Raw genomic sequence first — 19,384 nt, 5'->3', positions numbered from 1 at the left:
TAGACTTATATAAAAATACTTACAATGAATCTTTAAAACCACGAAGGATACAAAACTTTGTGGTTTTTTTAGGTTTAAAATTGATTATCAGAAAATTATTAATAATTAAATAGTTGAAAAAAGTGAAGATAAAATTTATTGTTGTAATTACTATCTGCCTTTGTTTTAGCAGCCAGATTTTTTCTCAGGAAAAACAAACGGTTACAGATACTGAAAAGTACAAGCAATTTGGTTTGGTATGGGGATTAATGAAATACCATCATTCTGAAATAAGTAAAGGAAAATTCAATTGGGACGAAGTATTTGTTGAAAATGTTGAAAAACTTAACAGCGTTGACACTCAAAAAAATCTTGATATGTTTTTACAGGATTTTATTTCGTCAATTAAAGCCGGTAAAATAAAAAACGCTAATGATACCGATGATGTATTCAAAAAAAATCAGGATTATGAATGGATAGAAAAGTATTCGGGTAACGATAAATTATATACTTATTTAAAGCAATTAAAAGATAATATCGTTATTAGTGATTACTATGTTTCTAATAATTCACTTTCCAGAATTCCCACATTCGAAAATGAGAAAGGATTTAAATCATTTGATTATAAAATAAAAAGCCACAGGCTGTTAGAGCTGTTCAGCTTTTGGAATGCTGTCCAATATCATTATGTAAATAAATATCTGATGGATAAAAACTGGTTTAGCCAGTTAGATTCTTTTGTTGAAAATTTCTCAAATACCCGCACCCAGCTTGAGTATGAACTGGCAAAAACTAAATTAATTGCTCACCTGAATGATTCACATGCTGAATTTAAATCTCGGCTTATAAATGATTCCATATGTAAACGCATACCTCCATTTAATGTAGTGCTCGTTAATGATACTTTAGTTATTAGTAAAATTTATAATAAAAAATTAGGAGAGAAAGATGATTTAAAATTAGGAGACCTGATTTTTGAAGTTAGGGATAAAAAAATTAAATCGATACTAAAGGAAGAGATTGCTCCAATATTGTCTTTCTCAAATGATTCTTTCCTGAAAAGATTTGCATCATGGATAGTCTGTAATAAAGAAGACAGTATTAAAGTTAAAGTAAGAAGAAAAGATTCTATTATAAGTAAGTATATCCATCTTTATAAGACTTTTGATATTAAGGATAATTCTTCGCTTCCATTTTTTCGTATAGAAAAAAAATGGCAGCTTATAGACGATAATGTAGGCTATATCAATTTAAAAACTATTTCTAAAGAAGAAATAAAAGCTGCTTTCGAAGAGTTTACCAATACTGATGGAATTATAATTGATTTAAGAAATATTCCTAAAAACATTTCTGAAAATGATATCACTAAGTACATTTATCCTGACAGGAAAAAATTTATCAAAGTTCTTTTTCCAATGGTGAACAGGCCTTCGCTGGCAAACTTTGATGAGCCATTGATCAGTTCTGTTATTGACCCTTTTAAAAGCGGCAGAAAAAACTCAAAATATTATAATAAAAAAATCATTTTATTGGTAAATGGTTTCACTCAAAGCTGGATGGAGTTTATGGGGATGGCTATTCAGGCTTCTCCTAATTGTATAACTGCAGGCGAAAACACTTCGGGTGCTGTTATGAATGTTGCTGTTTTCAAAATGCCTGACGGGACAGAAACCAATTTTACTAGTGTTGGAGCATTTTATCCAGACGGAACCGGTGCTCAAAGAAAAGGTCTTAAAATAGATTACTTGGTTAAAGAAAACACATCGAATTTTAATCAGGATCAATATATGATTAAAGGGATTGAATTGATTAAATCTGCAAAAAAATAACGACAATTAAATTTATTGCAAACATTTTATTTCTAGTATCAGAAAATGAGTTTTAATAAAATGTTATGATTATACTTATAATTTTTAAAAGTGGCTGGGCATTTATTAAGGCACAGCCATTTTTTTATTGCAAAAAAAGACAATATCTCAGTCATAGGTATTTTGTTTTTAGGTCGTAATTTTTAAGCATTGTGTATTTTTATTGTTGTTTTTTTATCATTGGTATAAAAATATATTCTTTTGTGTAGAATAATACTGATTTACCCCTTTTTTAATCTTGAAATTACCCCCCTTAAAATTAAGTGTATACGGTACATTTGTAAATGTAAATTATATGTTAATATTAGGTGTGTTAATCTTAAAGACGACTTAAAATTCCTTTAAGATAACTTAATTATATCTGATGAAGCTATAATCTGCAAACTAACAAATTATTAATTAACCAAAAAATGGAAACCAAAAATGACAAATTTTATTAGGATTAAAAAAGGTCCTGATTGCGTATCTGGATTTAATTTAAAAAAGAAACTTATCATGTTTTGTGCATTAGTTTCTTTGTCTCAAGTTCACGCCTACGCTATTAGTAACACGAGTGTAAAAGGGCTGCAAAGTATACAGCAGGAAAAAAGTATAAATGGGCAGGTTAATGATGAAAAAGGAATTCCGTTAGCTGGAGCGACTGTTAAGGTAAAAGGAACTAAAGTCGCTACAACAACAGATTTTGACGGAAAATTCACTTTAAAAGCAGATGAGAATTCTGTGTTAATAGTTTCCTTTACGGGTTTTACAACTAAGGAGGTAGCATTAAGAGGCAGCACTACAATTACAGTGAGATTATTAAGTGAAATAGCTTCATTAAATGAAGTTGTGGTGGTTGGTTATGGTAAAATGAAGAAAAAGGATTTAACAGGTTCAATTGTTCAGGTTAAAGCAGAAGCTCTGGCAAGCCAAAATCCACAGACGGTTCAGGATATATTAAGAGGTGTTCCGGGATTGAAAGTTGGTTATTCTGCCGATGCAAAAGGAGGAGGCTCTTTGCAGATCCGCGGGCAGACTTCTGTTTACAATGAAAATGGTTCGAATCATAATTCACCGCTTATTATTTTAGACGGGATGCAGTTTTATGGTGAGCTTTCAGAAATCAATCCTGATGATATTGGCCAGGTAGATATTTTAAAAGACGCATCGGCAACAGCTGTATACGGGTCTAAAGCTGCGGCGGGTGTTATTGTTATTTCAACAAAAAAAGGTAAGAATGGTAAGCCTGTCATTAATGTTACTACAAACACTACGATTGTTAACAAAAGTGCTTATCGTGATGTGTATTCTCCAGAGGGGTATATAAAATATCGTCAAGATTGGGAGACCGCTAAGACCTATGGTACAAATACAGCTACTGGAAATTATGAGGCATGGATAGGAGGTACGGCTGCGGGTAAACCGGGGTACTATACAAATCCTAACGAACTAGATCAGTATGGATTGACTCAAGCGCAATGGTTAGCTTATCAGCCGGTTGGGCAGACACAAGGAAAGAGTCTTAATGAAGTTTGGGGACTCCGTTTGGGTATTGTTGATGTTGCTGGTGCTCCTGATACACTTTTAAAGAATTTTGTAGCAGGAAAAACACACGACTGGTATGACAGTACTTTTAGAACAGGAATAAATCATGACAATAATTTAAGTGTTTCCGGAGCGGGTGATAAAGTAAATTATTATATGTCTTTGGGATATCTAACAGCTGAGGGTGCTATTCAGGGTAATGATTATGCAGCAGTTCGTTCAAATATGAAAGTGGATGCTAAAATTACTGACTGGCTTGAATTTGGGGCAAATGTTAATTTTCAAGACCGTACAGACGGAGATATAGCTGTGGGTACAGGTACTAATTACTGGGATGCCAATATGTTAAGAAACAGTCCATTCTCTAACTTTACAGAGGCAGACGGTTCTTATGCCAGACAGCCAATGGGAACAGCTATCGGAGGGTATAATTATTACTATGACCGACAATTTATGGAGCTTGAAAAAGGGTATACTATTCTAAATACCATTTTCAATACAAAGGTAACTCTGCCTGCAGGTATCACTTATTCATTTAATGTTGCGCCACGCTATGAATTCTTTTATAATCGTTATTTTCAATCATCAGGACACAAAGGCTGGAGCGCTGCAAATATAGGAGTGGATAGAGGTAATGGTAAAAAGTTTACTTGGAACCTGAATAATACATTAGCGTGGGATCATACATTTGCTGAGAAACACCATATCATAGCAACGTTTGTGCAGGAAGCTGAAGATCTTAAATCTTGGTCAGATATTACTTATGCCCGTAATATTCAGCCTTCAGATGCGCTGGGATTTCACAATACTCAAAATGCAACAATGATAAGCAGTTCATTTTCTACCACTGACATACATCAGACAGCCGATGCTTTAATGGGAAGACTTTTCTATTCGTATGACAATCGTTATATGCTGACAGGGACAATACGTCGTGATGGATATTCCGCATTTGGAGCATCTTATCCTTATGCAACTTTTCCTTCTGTAGCATTAGGATGGAACTTCAATAAAGAAAACTGGTTTAAATGGGAACCTATGAGTACAGGTAAATTGCGCTTGTCATGGGGGAAAAACGGAAACCGATCATTGGCAGATCCTTATTTAGCTTTAGCAAACTTAAATTCAGGTAGTGGAGCAACAATGGGATACATAGATGGTTCAGGAAATATTGTTGACATGAAATATTTAGGACTTGACAGAATGAAAAACCCAAATCTTCAATGGGAAAAAACAACAGCAACAAATATTGGTCTTGACCTTGGATTCTTAAATGACCGAATCACGAGTACAATAGATGTTTACCGAATGATTACCAATGATATGATTATGAGTCAGCGTTTACCTGGGTTTACTGGTTTTTCATCAATTGCAACCAATCTTGGAGAGGTTGAAAACAGAGGGATTGAAATAAGCCTTACTACTTTGAATATGAAAAAGCCAAACTTTGAATGGACTACTACCGCTGCATTTTCATATAATAAAAATACCATAAATGCACTTTACGGTAATATGGAAGATATTAAGGATGCCAATGGTAATGTTATTGGAAAAAAAGAGTTAGATGATAAAACTAACGGATGGTTTATTGGCAGACCAATCTCTCAAATCTGGGATTATAAAGTGATTGGAATCTGGCAAAAAGACGAAGCTGCAGAAGCTGCTAAATATAGTCAGCGTCCTGGTGATCCAAAAGTTGAAAACAGTTACACTGCCGATGATGTGAATGGGAAACCAGTTTATAACGAAAAAGACAAACAGTTTTTAGGTGAAACAGCACCACCAATCAACTGGTCGCTTCGTAATGAATTTAAGATTTATAAAAATTGGGACTTGGCAATTAATATGTATTCCTACATGGGGCACAAGTCACTTGACGGCCGTTATATGAATACTTACAACGATGGCAGTTTGTATACAAACAACTATAACCCGTTTGTAAATCCATATTGGACAATTGATAATCCAACAAATGACTGGGCACGCCTTGACGCCAGAGGACCTGCAGGAGCAGGAACGCAAAAATTATATGACCGCAGTTTTATTCGTTTAGACAATATTTCGCTGGCTTATTCGATTCCTAAAGATCTTTTAGACCGTCTGCATGTTCGAAACTTCAAAATTTTTGCTTCGGTTCAGAATGCAGCAACATGGTCAGCTTTCAGCGAATGGAAATACTATGGAGACCCGGAAACAGGAGGATTGGCAACACGAATGTTTAATTTAGGTTTTAACGTTTCACTTTAATAATTACAACGATGAAAAGATATATAAAAAATAAAATCTCAACACTTGTGCCTTTAGTAGCAGCAACTGCTCTTTTGGTTTCTTGTTCTAAGGATTTTCTGGAGCCGGATCCACTTTCGCTTTACGAACCGGAAACTACATTCACTACAGAAGCTGGGTTAAAAGCAGTTTTAGCAAATGCTGATAAAGGGCTGCGTAATAATTACATCCATTTTAACAGTGCCGGTAATAGTGTGCCTATTGGTACAGAATATGTTTTCTCTGATATGGCAAAATATGGAAAAACGGATAATACCAGTACTATTTCTGATTTTGCCAATACCATGGTGCCCACCATGAGTTTTAAAAGGGATACCAATGATGATTTTTATTTTGGGTTTTACTGGGATGAAGGTTATACCGGCATTAAACATGCTAATACTATATTGCGATACATTGATTATGTACCAAATTTATCACAAGAAGATAAAAATAAATATATTGGTCAGGCTTATTTTCACAGAGCATACCGCTATCTTAATTTAGTGTATCAATTTGGAGATATTCCGTTGATTACAAAAATTCTGGAAGTTCCAAAACAGAGTTACTATTCTACTAAAAAGGAAGCTATTATTGAAATGATTACAGCAGATATGGAAAAAGCTGTAGAATGGGTACCGGATCAGTCAAAATTACCTTATCTAGGTTTAGTAAACAAAGGTGCATGCCGTCAGTTATTGATTAAGTGTTATTTAGCATCAGGCAGATTTGCAGAAGCTGAAGCACAGGCTAATATTCTTATCAACCAATCAGGTTATTCTTTAATGCAGAGTACTTTTGGAACTTTTGATCCAGGAGGAAATCCAACTACATGGACAATTAACAGAAATGTAATCTGGGATTTGCACCGACCTGAAAACAAGATTATTGGTGGTAATAAAGAAGCAATATTGGTAATGCCAAATGGCGGAGTACAGTCATTTTTAGGATTTGCTTCGATGAGAATTTTTGGACCTAACTGGAATTCCGGTACACTTACCACACCTGATGGTAAGCAGGCTGCAGGCCGTTTTGCCTCTAACAATGCAAATTATCAGGCTAAATATGATTATGCAAGAGCATTGGGACGCGGTATCGCTACTATTAGTGCGTCTTATTATTCACAGCATCCTATGTGGGTTGTAAATGGTGTAGAGGATAAGCAGGATCTTAGACACAACAGCACTGTTGGTAACTGGGTAAATATGACTGATCTTAAATATAGTGATAAAACTTCTGCTTACTATCAGCAGAATTTTAGAATGAAATTTAATAACGTTCTGTTATCGAAGGACACTTTGCGTGAATGGTTTGATTTTCCTTTGTATAAAATTTATCTGCATGATGTTGTAAATGAAACTAATCCAAATGCGACTGATTTTCAAGGTGCCAGCACAGGAGGTAAAGCACATTGGTATCTGTACCGTTTAGCCGAAACTTATCTGTTAAGAGCCGAAGCACGTTTCTATCAGGGTAATACTGCTGGAGCAGCTCAGGATGTAAATGTTATCAGAGCGAGAGCAGGAGCTTCTCAAATGTATACTAATGTAACTATTGGAGATATTTGTGCAGAAAGAGGAAGGGAACTTTATCTTGAAGAATGGAGAAATGTCGAGTTAAAACGTATCTCGCACTGTCTTGCACTCAGCGGAAAACCAGATGAATGGGGCCAGACTTACAGTAAAACCAATTGGGATAAGCAGTCTGGAGTAGATGCAGCAGGAGGAAGTTATTGGTATCAGCGTATTGTACATTATACTCTTTATAACAAATATCCAGCTGGTATTGTGGTTCCAAATGGTACTAAATTTTATACCATGGACAAACGCAATAACTACTGGCCTATTCCTAACAGCGCTATAACGGCTAATATTAAAGGTAAACTAAGTCAGAACTTCGGTTATGACGGTTACGATGCTAACGTTAAGGTTTGGGACAAATGGCAGGATGCTGTTGCAAATGAATCGCAGCTTTAATTTAATAAAGTATCGTCATCTGCAGTAATTTGAATTGTTTTCTTTTACTGCGGATGATGATACATCTTTATGGATTTAAAATATCCAGCTTTTCTACTACTTATTTTTAAATATTGACTGTTAAAGCATTATTCCCGGAAGTAAGGGATAATGCTGGCAGTCATTATATAATCTGCATGAATAAATATTGTGACCGTAAGATTCAAAAGAATAATTACGGATTCAGCAATATAAATAATGACAATAATTTCAATACAATTTTACCTGTTAATAAAAGCGAAAGAAATTTTATCTGTTTTGAATTTAAAATCAGAGGTTAGACAATTTCTTAAGCAAATAATTTTGTTGGTTACTAATGAAAGAATTAAACAAAAATTTTACAATAATTTTTAAAACGAATATTTCATATGAAAAAACTATACACATTTTTATTATTCTGGTTATCGGTTTTTGTATTCAATATACATGCACAAGCTCCTAATCTGCCTGTTAAAGCAGGTTTGGCAACAACTTTAAATGGTTCTAAGACTTTTACAAACGCTGTGAGTTCAGATATTATATCTTTTCCATTATCCAATCAAACCGAATTTACTTTAGAAGTAAAAGCCAAAGTTAACTCGGCAGCCGGAAGAGGATTGGATGTTGAGGTTAAAAATACCAGCGGACTCGGATTTAGAACCTCTTTAGATAAAACAACTTTTAATAATACAACAATTTTATCGTTAACTGATAATTTAAGTACTTCAGTAGATAATGCTCAGGAACAAACTTATCGGTATGCAATAAAAGACGGAGTTGCTAATATTTATCAGGATGGACATTATTTAACTTCTAAAGCGCTTAATTTTTTAAATGATAATTCGGGAGCCGCTGTAGCATACGGTGCTGATAATTTACTAGGAAGATGGGCTGGAGTTACAGGGAATAATTCTGGAAAACCTAATGATTATGGCTGGGCTAATACGGCTGCAGGTCTGCCTTGGAATACTGCTAATTCAACCAGTGGTGTTAGATATCTGGATGTAACTTCGGGACATACTTATGAATCCGATAATACAGTTTTCAGCGGAAGAATAATGTACATTCGCTGGGACAATGCCAGTTATTCAGCATCAGTATATAGTTATCCTGTTAAACTGGAACAAGGCCTGAGATATGAATTTTCATGGCTTTATGAATATATTTCCAATGCTGCTCCGGGAGCTAAATTGAATGTAGCAATATCGTCAGGGGCTGATGGATCGGGTGTTTTGACTTCGAAATCATTTACAACTGGTAATGCCAATAAATTAAGAAAAGGAGATTTATCTTTTGTTTCGAATGCTGACGGTCTTTATTATTTGACAATTACAGGTGATTACGCACTTATGGCGATTGCCGATTTAAAATTGAAATCTTCAAATTTAATTAATAACTGGGACGGTTATTTCAATGATAATGCAGGAACGCCGGCTGCTTATGGATGGACTAATGCTGCTTCTCCAACGATTTTTAATACAGCAAACAGTACGAGCGGAACACGATTTATGGATGTAACTTCGGGGCATACTTTTGAATCCGATAATTCCGTTTACAGCGGAAGATTACTGTATATCAGATGGGATAGCACAGCACTTGAAAATTCAGTTTATTCTTTCCCGGTGCAGTTGGAAGCTTCAAAAGACTATCAATTTTCATGGATTTATGAATATATTTCTAATTTAAGTCCCGGATCTCAAATGACTGTATCCGTTTCTACAGCTACAAATGGCGGAGGAACAGTTCTGGCATCAAAAAGTTTTGTAACCGGAGCCGTTAATAAATTAAGAAAAGGAGATTTGTCATTTCAATCTCAAACAGCTGCAGGAACATATTACATTAACGTAACTGGGGCCAAAGCACTTTTTGGAATAGGTGATTTAAAAGTTCAGAGCCAGCAGACAGCCAATATTGTTATTGGAAAAAATTATGCGGCTGGTGCTGTTGATATGGCAGTTACTTCTGTGACTTTTGAAAATACAGCTTATGCACCGGTAAAAGTTATTAGTCCTTCACTGCAGACTGCAAATATTTCAGCCAATACGAGTGCTGCAGCTTATACAAAATCAAATGTTGTGTTAAGCGACACAGCTTCTTTATATCTTAAAAACGGATACAATCCTTTAATTAATTCGACAGTAAACTTAAGTTCGGCAGATAACCGTCTGTATTTTGAAAACATTAAACCAAGTGACGTAATCAGTTCGCAGTTACAATATGTTTCAATAAACGGTGTTGCGGCAGTCAATGGCACCAATGTAAATGTTACAAATTACGGGTCAGGTACGGCAGTCTCGCCTTATACTGCAAGTTATCAGCCATTGCAGGTTTTTACCGAAGAAAATTATGCAGGAACATCGCAGCAGTATGTTACGGTGACTCCATTTGATAATTTAGGATCATTTGATAATGCCATCAAATCATTTAAATTAAAAAAAGGGTATATGGCCACTTTTGCCACAAGTGCAGACGGATCAGGATACAGCAGGGTTTATATAGCTGAAAATGAAGATCTGGAAGTTCCTGTTTTACCTGTTAATTTAAAAGGAACAATTTCATTTATCAGAACTATGAAATGGCACCAGGTCACCAAAAAAGGACTAGCCGGGGGAAGTACAGAAGCTATAAATGCAGAAAATATTACATGGTATTACAATTGGAATACAGGAATGGATACCACGCCAAATGTAGAATATGTCCCGATTAGACAAACTCAGTATTGGCCTGGATTTGCGCCTGCATATACTAAAGATGGTTATACACATTTCCTTGGTTTCAATGAACCAGACCGTCCTGATCAGTCGAATATGACAGTGGAGGCAGCGATTAGTTCTTGGCCAGGACTTTTAAAATCTGGTTTGAGAGTGGGTTCTCCAGCAACATCAGATCCTTTTAATCCGTGGATGGCTAATTTTATGACTCAGGCAGAGGCCAATAATTACAGGGTTGATTATGTTGCACTTCACTGTTACTGGTATAAAACTGCGGCACAATGGAAAAGTGATTTACAGTACATATATGATAAGTACCACCGACCAATCTGGATTACAGAATGGAATATTGGAGCTAACTGGACTGCTAATAATTTTCCGGATGATGTTAATACGCTTACTGATGCCAATGCGGCTAAACACAAAAATGATTTAGCAGCTATATTAACCGTTTTAGAAAGTGCTGATTATGTAGAACGCTATTCTATTTACAATTGGGTACAGGATGCCAGAGCAATGTATGTTACTATAAATGATGCTTTTAAAACCAGAAACCCAAACTGGCAGAGTTATGTATGGCTTCAGACAGCACCAGTAATTTCCAGTACAGCAGCTGATTATACGGTTTTAACTCCGGCAGGACAGTATTATGCTAAAAATGCATCAGCAAAAGCTTATAATTCAGCTAAGGAATACATTCCTGTGTGGAAAACAAAAGTAGAAACGCTGAGTTATACCCTTTCATTTGATTATAAGAATATTACAGTAAAATGGACAGGGACTAATAAGGATTTAGTTAATAAATATGTTCTTGAAAGAAAACTAAGCGGCGAAAGTGCATTTTCAGTTTTCTATGAATCAACAAACTATAGTGTTCTTGAAAAAATAGATCTGGTTCGTACACATGCCGAATACAGAATTAAAGTTATAGGTAAAGATAATGTTGAATCTGCATACTCAGCCATATTGGTTTATGATCAGCCGGTTATTCCTGCAATTCCTGCTGGCTTTCAGGGTGAGGCGATCTCGACATCAGCAATTAATTTAAAATGGTCGCCAGTATCAGGAGCTGAATCTTATAAAATTAAAAGAGCAGCAACAATAAATGGTACTTATGAAATGTTAGCTGCTTATGTAAAAGACACCATTTTTGGCGATACAAATCTAGCAGCAAATACAGATTACTTCTATAAAATCGCATCAGAAAATGCAGGAGGAGAAAGTCAGTATTCTGCAGCTTTGCAGGTTAAAACATTGTCACAGTCACAAAGAGGAACAGCTGTTAAAACTGCAGTTTCTTTGGATGTGAATACATTGCCGGAAGAATCTGCTGATAAAATCTGCGTGTTTCCAAACTCTACGACAGGTCTATTTGATGTTATTTTACCAGTGAATGAGGATGTTGTCTCAATTGCAATTTTTACTTTGGATGGTAAATTAATTTCAGCATCGAATCATTTAAATACAAACGGTAAAGTGCAGCTGAATATTGAAAATCAGCCTCCGGGAATTTATCTGGTAAAGATTCAATCACATCCAGATAAAACACTCCGAATTATTAAAAAATAACGAATTGCTGATGTAAAAAAAGTATTGGGTTTTTAATTTAGTAATAATGAGGGATCTTTTGGGATCCCTCATTTTAATAGAGCAGTTTTTGATTGCTCATAATTAATTTTTGATTTGAAATATGTTTAAAATGAGATTTGCTGGTAAGCTTTTGGTATTGGGAATTGTCCTGATTTTGATTTATGGTTTTGTAACAGATAAGGAAAAACTGCCAAAGTATAAAGGGTATCATTTGATTTGGAATGATGAATTTACTATTGATGGAACTCCGGATAAAAAGAATTGGAACTATGAAGAGGGTTTTGTCAGAAACAATGAAAATCAATGGTATCAAAAAGAGAATGCCTATTGCCAAACCGGATTTCTTATAATCGAAGCCAAAAAGGAAAGCAGAAAAAATCCCGATTTTGTTTCGTATAATCACAAAGACTGGCGCAAAAAAAAAGATTCTATAAAAATCACTTCCTCCTGTTTAATTACGCAGGGAAAACATTCCTGGAAATATGGAAGGTTTGAAATGCGGGCCAAAATTCCGGTATCAAAAGGAATGTGGCCGGCCTTTTGGACTCTTGGCATTGAAGGAAACTGGCCTGCTAACGGAGAGATTGACATTATGGAATACTACACGGGCAAAATACTGGCCAATGCGGCATGGAAATCAGATAAGCAAGATACGGCATGGGACAGTAAAACGGTTCCGCTGAGTGATTTTAAAGACAGTTCCTGGGCTGATGAATTTCATATATGGAGAATGGACTGGGATGCACAATCGATTAAGTTATATGTTGATAATCAGCTTTTAAATGAGATCGATGTGAAGGGAACTGTCCAAAACGCTGCCCAAAAGATACTTCCGTTTCAGCAGCCTCATTATTTATTAGTAAATCTGGCAGTAGGCGGAGATAATGGCGGCCAGTATACGGCAGAAAATTTTCCGTCAAAATACATAATAGATTATATAAGGGTTTATCAAAAAAATAAGTAAAATGAAATTAAAATATTCGATAGTTCTGTGTTTCCTATGCTCTTTTGTTTTTTCGCAAAACAATTATTTCTTTTCTGGAAAAAAATGGAAGGATACAGATGGCGTACATATTAATGCTCATGGCGGCGGTATTATTTTTGCCGGCGGAACGTATTATTGGTATGGAGAATTTAAGACCGAAGGCAAAGGAGGAAACACCGCTTTAAAGGGTGTCAGCTGCTATACGTCTAAAGATTTATATAACTGGAAAAACGAAGGTATTGTTCTAAAGGCTGAACAGAATCCTAATTCGGAAATAACAAAAGGCTGTATAATTGAACGTCCGAAAGTGGTTTTTAATAAAAAGACAGGAAAGTATGTGATGTGGTTTCATTTGGAATTGAAAGGGCAGGGGTACGATGCAGCAAGAGCAGCGACAGCTATTAGTGATTCGCCTAAAGGACCGTTTAAATTTAAGAAATCATACCGTCCGAATAAAGGAGTATGGCCAGTCGATTTTAAAGATGAATTTAAATCGGCCACGGCCAATGAAAGCAGTTTAAAATCCTGGAGCCCAGAATGGCTGACAGCAATTCAGAACGGTCTGCTGGTACGAAGGGATTTTGACAAAGGACAGATGTCAAGAGACATGACTGTATATGTCGATGACAATGAAAAGGCTTATCTGATTCACTCATCTGAGGATAATCTGACGCTTCATATTTCGGAACTTACAGATGACTATTTGGATTTTACCAAAAAATGGACACGAATGGCTCCAGCTGGTCATAATGAAGCGCCCGCAGTTTTCAAAAAAGGCGGAATGTATTATATGATAACCTCAGGATGCACAGGCTGGGATCCTAATGAAGCACGTTCGTTTAGCTCTAAATCTATTTTGGGACCGTGGAAAGCTTTGGGTAATCCGTGTACGGGTCCGGATGCGGATGCGGGATTAACATTCCATTCGCAAAGCACTTATATTTTTCCGGTTCAGGGCAAAAAAAATCAGTTTATTTTTATGGCAGACAGATGGAAACCAGACAATCCCATCGACGGAAGTTATATTTGGCTGCCAATAAAAACAGCAGATGAGAAACCAATTTTAGTATGGTCTGATAAATGGAATCTATCAGATTTTAAAGAAAATTAATAAAATTAAATATGACTATACTTAACTAATACCAAACAGATCTAATTAGCTGCAGATTAAAAGATTTAGACAGATTTTTAAAAAAAATAGTACTGAAATCTGCGAGAATCTGTTTAATCAGCGGCGATAAAAATACATAGTATTATTTGTGTACAGTCATAAAATTAAAAATAGAATTTAATATCAGTGAATTAATAAATTTATAGGCAGACGAAACCGAAATTAAAACATTTGAGGTCAAATGGCTTATGTCTGTTCACAGCCATCGAAAAGTTGGTGATAAAACGGTTAAAATTCCGAAATTATTTGAGGTCGATTTATCAGGTGATAAATTATTGATATTAAAAGCTTATGCGCCATAGAGTAAGATTTTTAATAGGTTTAAACAATAGAAATTAATATTCTTAGGAGGGCAGAATTTTAAATTAAAGAAGTTTTCAGGCCAAGAAATTAAACGTAATTTTTATATATTTGAAAAGTGTTGTTTTTACACTTATATATTATAATTTATATATAGTTAATGTGTAAAACATTTTTTAAATAATCAAAAGTAACCAAGCAGTAATGACTAAAAAGAAAAGATTTATACAGAGAATAATTTTAATTAATCTATTGCTGATCGGCAGTGTAATAATGGGCTATGCACAAAATACTGCTGGAGAAAGAAAACAGCTTTTTAATTCGGATTGGAAATTCTCATTGACTGATTCACCGGAGTATGGCAATTCAGGATTTAATGACAGCAATTGGCGTAAATTAACTCTGCCTCATGATTGGAGTATTGAAGGAAAATCAGAAAAAAATAATCCAAGTGAAGGTGACGGCGGTTTTTATCTAATGGGGAAAGCCTGGTACAGAAAAAAAATTACAGTTCCTAACGAATGGTTCGGGAATAAGGTTTCCATTTATTTTGAAGGAGTTTACATGAATTCTGAAGTATTTATTAATGGAAAATCAGTTGGAGTACAGCCTTATGGTTATACTTCTTTTGAATATGATCTTTCACCTTATTTAAAATACGGAGAGCAGAATACAATTGCCGTTAAGGTTGATAATTCGCAGCAGAAAAACTGCAGATGGTACAGCGGTTCCGGTATTTACCGCAATGTCTGGTTAACGGTTAAAAATCTGGTTCATGTTAAAACTTGGGGTGTTGCAGTTACTACTTTGGAAATTAAAAATAATAAAGCAAAGGTTCAGGTAAAAACGATTGTAAAAAATGAAACGGCTGTTGAGCAGAATGTTTTGCTTTCAACCGCCATTAATGATGCTAAAGGAAAAAATGCGGTTAATGCCACGGCTAAAATAGAATTACAGCCAGGTGAAGAAAAAGAAACAGTACAGATTATGACAGTTGAAAATCCTAAGCTATGGTCGGTGGAAGCACCTAATAGGTATAAGGCAAAATCAACACTTAATGTTAATTCAAAGAATGTGGATGCTTCAATAATGGATTTCGGAATCAGAACTATTGATTTTAGTGCGCAAAACGGATTTTTATTAAATGGAGAAAAAATAAAATTAAACGGAGGCTGTGTGCATCATGATAATGGTGCTCTGGGAGCTGCCGCTTATGTCCGTGCCGAAGAAAGAAAAATTGAACTGCTGAAAGCTGCGGGATTTAACGCGGTAAGAACGTCGCACAACCCGCCTTCTGAAGCTTTTTTAGACGCTTGTGACCGATTAGGGATGCTGGTAATTGATGAAGCTTTTGACGGATGGAGAGAAAAGAAAAATACGTATGATTATGCCACTATTTTTGATAAATGGTGGAAGCATGATGTAGAATCCATGGTGTTGAGAGACCGCAATCATCCTTCAATAATCATGTGGAGCATTGGTAACGAAATTATAGAAAGAACCAAACCTGAAGCAGTTGAAACGGCAAAAATGCTGGCAGATGCCATCCATAAAATCGATTCATCCCGTCCGGTAACATCAGCAATGACTACCTGGAACCAAGGCTGGGATATTTTTGATCCATTGATGGCAGCTCACGATGTTGCAGGATACAATTATCAGCTTCATGAAGCAGAATCGGATCATAAAAGAGTGCCTTCCCGAATTATTGTACAGACCGAATCGTATCCAAAAGATGCGTTTACTAACTGGGATTTAGTTCAAAAAAATAATTATATTCTGGGCGATTTTGTCTGGACGGCAATGGATTATCTGGGTGAATCGGGTATTGGGCGCTTTGTGTATCCAGGTGAAACGGAGGGAGAGCATTGGACAGCAAATCTGTATCCATGGCATGGCGCTTATTGCGGGGATGTAGATTTAACTGGATGGCGAAAACCAATTTCTCATTACAGAAGTATGCTGTATAATAACAACGAAAAATTATACATGGCTGTCAAAGAGCCAAATCCTGAAAACGGAACAATAAAATTGACATCCTGGTCTGTCTGGCCAACATGGGAAAGCTGGACTTGGCCGGGTTACGATGGTAAAAATATTGAAGTAGAAGTATATTCGAAATACCCAAAAGTAAGACTGTACCTGAACGGGAAAAATATTGGTGAGAAAGAAACGGGAAAAGCGCAGGCGTTTAAAGCGACGTTTGTAATTCCTTACACTAGCGGTGAATTGAAAGCAGTTGGTTTGGAAAATGGTAAAGAAACGGAATCGGTTTTATTAAAAACTGCCGGTCAGTCTGCTAAAATTAAATTAACTGCTGACCGCAAAACAATAAAAGCTGATGGTCAGGATCTGGTGTATGTAAGTGTTGAAATCACTGATGATAAAGGTGTTTTAAATCCAAATGCTGCCAATCAGCTTACATTCAATATTTCGGGTGCTGGAACAATTGCTGGAGCAGACAATGCCGATTTAAAAGATACCGATTTGTATACTGCCAATACTCGTAAAGCATGGCATGGACGTGCTTTGGTAATTATTAAAAGTAACGGCGAATCTGGAGTAATTAATCTTGAAGTTTCTTCTCCTGATTTAAATAAAAAAGTGATTAATATACAAGCAGTCGAAAATAAATAAATTGTAAACATCAATTATTTCAAAAATGAATAAATTTAAAAAAATGCTGTTTTTAGCCAGTATTTTCAGTGTTTCTGTTTTTTCACAGCAAAAAGAAAATAACTCGGGTGTTTTTCATGTAAAAAATCCTGATTACAGTCTTAGTCCTTATACAGGAATGACAAAAAAGCATTGGAAAGATGCTGCACTTTATTTATTGGAAGGAGCTTTCAGCTACGTTCATACTCTTGATGATCCGATGAAGTTTCCAAAACAGCCGGGAAAAAGTTACCCTCAGGATGAAGGCAGAGTGCCTACAGAGAAATTAGAAGGTTTGAGCAGGACTTTATTTATAGCCTCTCCGCTTCTAAAGGAAAATCCTGATTTAGTGATTAATAATATCAAAGTGGCTGAATATTACAGACATCAGTTTAGTAAATTAATTGATCCTAACAGCCCCTCTTATATAGTTCCCCGTGCTAAAAACGGAGGGCCGAGCCAGAATTTGGTTGAATATGGAGCAATAACAATATCACTGATGACCAATCCTGAGGTGCTTTGGAAACCACTGCCTCAAGATCAGAAAGATGCATTGGCAAAATCAATGCTGAGTTATGGTGACGGTCCTACAGTGCCATCCAACTGGAAGTTTTTCAACATTTTTGTATTGAGTTTTTTCAAAGATCAGGGATATGCCGTAAATGAGAAACTGCTGGAGGAATATCTGCAGAAATCGTTAAACGATTATAGAGGAGAAGGCTGGTACAATGATAACCCAGCTTATGATTATTACAGCATGTGGGGCTATCAATTGTATGGAGCTTTATGGTCCGAGTATTTTGGAAATAAATATTATCCGGAATATGCCGCAAAATTTCGAAGCAATTTCAAAGATATGAATTCCAATTACCCGTTAATGTTCAGCCGTAACGGGGAGATGATTATGTTCGGGCGCAGTATCAGTTATAGAATTGCCACAATTGCCGCTTTGCCTTTTATGGGATTAGAAAAGGATCCTGCGGTAAATAATGGCTGGCTCCGAAGAATTTCATCCGGAGTTTTAAAACAATTTCTGGAGCATCCTGACTTCATGAAAGATAATGTGCCGACACTTGGTTTTTACGGAGCATTTGAGCCTGCCGTACAAGTGTATAGCTGCAGAGGAAGCGTGTACTGGATGGGAAAAGCTTTTCTGGGGCTTTTACTGCCGGATGACAATCCTTTTTGGACTGCAAAAGAAAATGAAGGAGACTGGGAAACTAAATTCAAAAAAGATCAGGTTTATAATAATTTTCAAAAAGGTTCAGGAATCTTAATTACAGATTATCCTGATATTGGAGCTTCAGAAGTGAGAGCCTGGTGCCATGAAAAGAAAAAAGACGACTGGCAGGGTTTCCGATCAACTGAAAATTACAATCGTCTGTCGTATAACAGCGCTTTTCTATGGCAGGCAGATGGTGTAAACGGTGAAGTTGCCATGAACTATGTTTTTAAAAATGCAAAACAGGAGTGGGAACCTTTACGTTTATATACTTTCAAAAGATTTGAAGACGGCATTTATTACCGAGATGCAGTTTTGGAAACCAATGATAAAATTAAAATGAGTCTGGCTGATATTCCTTTGCCAAACGGAATTTTAAGAATCGACAAAAATAACAGTACCGAGGCAGTTTCCATGCGATTAGGACATTATGCACTGCCAAAATTCGATAAAGAAATTACAACAGTAACTAAAAAAGTGAATGGAAAAGTTGTGACTATTATTGATAATGGAAAGTACCAATTAGCCATGATACCGCTTTCAGGCTGGAGCACAGCAGAAACAGTTACAGCCAAAGGCCTGCATCCTGAAAGTGAGATCAGCAAGGTAATTGATGTGGCCGCTAATTTTAATCCAGAGAATAAGGAATCCATTTATTCCACAGTAATGCTTTGGAAAAAATCTGGAGAAAAATGGAATAAAAATGAGCTGGCTCCTGTAAAAAGCCTTGAGCAGAAAGAGGGCAGGGTTATAATTGAATTTAGCAATGGCTTAAAGAAATCTGTGGATTTTGATAAAAAATAGTTATTATGATCTGTTGGGGACAATTAGATTTAGTAACTAAAAAAAAAGAATTTTTATAGTTAAAGTTATCGGATTTGTAATTTAGCTAACGAATTATTCGCAAAGTTTGTCATCTCGACGCAGGAGAGATCACATAACGTAAATAACTAATGTGATTTCTCGTACCTCTAAATGACAAAAAAGTAACTATTAGCTCTTTTTTTATAATTGCACCCAACGGGTTACTTTATCCTATTTGTTTTAAAAGTTTGTGTAATTAAAACAGATTATAATTCGTGAAAATTCGTGTAATTAGTGTTTGATTTTTTAAAGTAAA

8 protein-coding genes are annotated in these 19,384 nt (G+C 35.7%); all 8 read left to right on the top strand.

The genetic code is table 11. The features are described 5' to 3' along the window. Window positions 1-122 precede the first annotated feature (122 nt). The 8 genes from OZP07_RS13170 (at window position 123) to OZP07_RS13135 (ending at window position 19,068) form a co-directional block, all read left to right on the top strand. Window positions 123-1,808: a S41 family peptidase gene (locus OZP07_RS13170; RefSeq protein WP_281635447.1), complete on the top strand. Its 1,686-nt coding sequence runs from the start codon at window positions 123-125 to the stop codon at window positions 1,806-1,808. A gap of 534 nt (window positions 1,809-2,342) precedes the next feature. Continuing rightward, the gene (locus OZP07_RS13165) at window positions 2,343-5,618 is read left to right on the top strand and encodes a SusC/RagA family TonB-linked outer membrane protein (protein ID WP_281635446.1); all 3,276 of its coding nucleotides are present in this window, start codon (window positions 2,343-2,345) and stop codon (window positions 5,616-5,618) included. Window positions 5,619-5,629: 11 nt separating this feature from the next. After that, window positions 5,630-7,612 (top strand): RagB/SusD family nutrient uptake outer membrane protein, encoded by a 1,983-nt coding sequence (locus OZP07_RS13160; protein ID WP_281635445.1) that lies wholly within the window; start codon window positions 5,630-5,632, stop codon window positions 7,610-7,612. Between the two features lie 407 nt (window positions 7,613-8,019). Further along, window positions 8,020-11,910, top strand: a complete 3,891-nt coding sequence (locus tag OZP07_RS13155; protein WP_281635444.1) for a glycosyl hydrolase — start codon at window positions 8,020-8,022, stop codon at window positions 11,908-11,910. 130 nt (window positions 11,911-12,040) lie between these two features. Continuing rightward, window positions 12,041-12,895 (top strand): glycoside hydrolase family 16 protein, encoded by an 855-nt coding sequence (locus OZP07_RS13150; protein WP_281635443.1) that lies wholly within the window; start codon window positions 12,041-12,043, stop codon window positions 12,893-12,895. A 1-nt stretch (window position 12,896) separates the two neighbouring features. Next, window positions 12,897-14,027 (top strand): glycoside hydrolase family 43 protein, encoded by a 1,131-nt coding sequence (locus OZP07_RS13145; RefSeq protein ID WP_281635442.1) that lies wholly within the window; start codon window positions 12,897-12,899, stop codon window positions 14,025-14,027. A gap of 564 nt (window positions 14,028-14,591) precedes the next feature. Next, window positions 14,592-17,024: a glycoside hydrolase family 2 TIM barrel-domain containing protein gene (locus tag OZP07_RS13140; RefSeq protein WP_281635441.1), complete on the top strand. Its 2,433-nt coding sequence runs from the start codon at window positions 14,592-14,594 to the stop codon at window positions 17,022-17,024. A 25-nt stretch (window positions 17,025-17,049) separates the two neighbouring features. Further along, window positions 17,050-19,068 carry a DUF2264 domain-containing protein gene (locus tag OZP07_RS13135; RefSeq protein ID WP_281635440.1) on the top strand — a complete coding sequence of 673 codons (2,019 nt, stop codon included), beginning with the start codon at window positions 17,050-17,052 and terminating at the stop codon, window positions 19,066-19,068. Window positions 19,069-19,384 lie beyond the last annotated feature (316 nt).

The sequence above is a fragment of the Flavobacterium marginilacus genome (assembly GCF_026870155.1).
Lineage (GTDB): Bacteria > Bacteroidota > Bacteroidia > Flavobacteriales > Flavobacteriaceae > Flavobacterium > Flavobacterium marginilacus.
The sequence above is the reverse complement of the archived record's forward strand: the minus strand, read 5'-3'. Positions and strand labels throughout refer to the sequence as shown.

What these genes read in the sequence shown, in the direction of transcription:
- OZP07_RS13155 (WP_281635444.1), top strand. Translation starts at nt 8,020, where the DNA reads ATGAAAAAACTATACACATTTTTATTATTCTGGTTATCGGTTTTTGTA.
- OZP07_RS13145 (WP_281635442.1), top strand. Translation starts at nt 12,897, where the DNA reads ATGAAATTAAAATATTCGATAGTTCTGTGTTTCCTATGCTCTTTTGTT.
- OZP07_RS13135 (WP_281635440.1), top strand. Translation starts at nt 17,050, where the DNA reads ATGAATAAATTTAAAAAAATGCTGTTTTTAGCCAGTATTTTCAGTGTT.
- OZP07_RS13160 (WP_281635445.1), top strand. Translation starts at nt 5,630, where the DNA reads ATGAAAAGATATATAAAAAATAAAATCTCAACACTTGTGCCTTTAGTA.
- OZP07_RS13165 (WP_281635446.1), top strand. Translation starts at nt 2,343, where the DNA reads ATGTTTTGTGCATTAGTTTCTTTGTCTCAAGTTCACGCCTACGCTATT.
- OZP07_RS13140 (WP_281635441.1), top strand. Translation starts at nt 14,592, where the DNA reads ATGACTAAAAAGAAAAGATTTATACAGAGAATAATTTTAATTAATCTA.
- OZP07_RS13150 (WP_281635443.1), top strand. Translation starts at nt 12,041, where the DNA reads ATGAGATTTGCTGGTAAGCTTTTGGTATTGGGAATTGTCCTGATTTTG.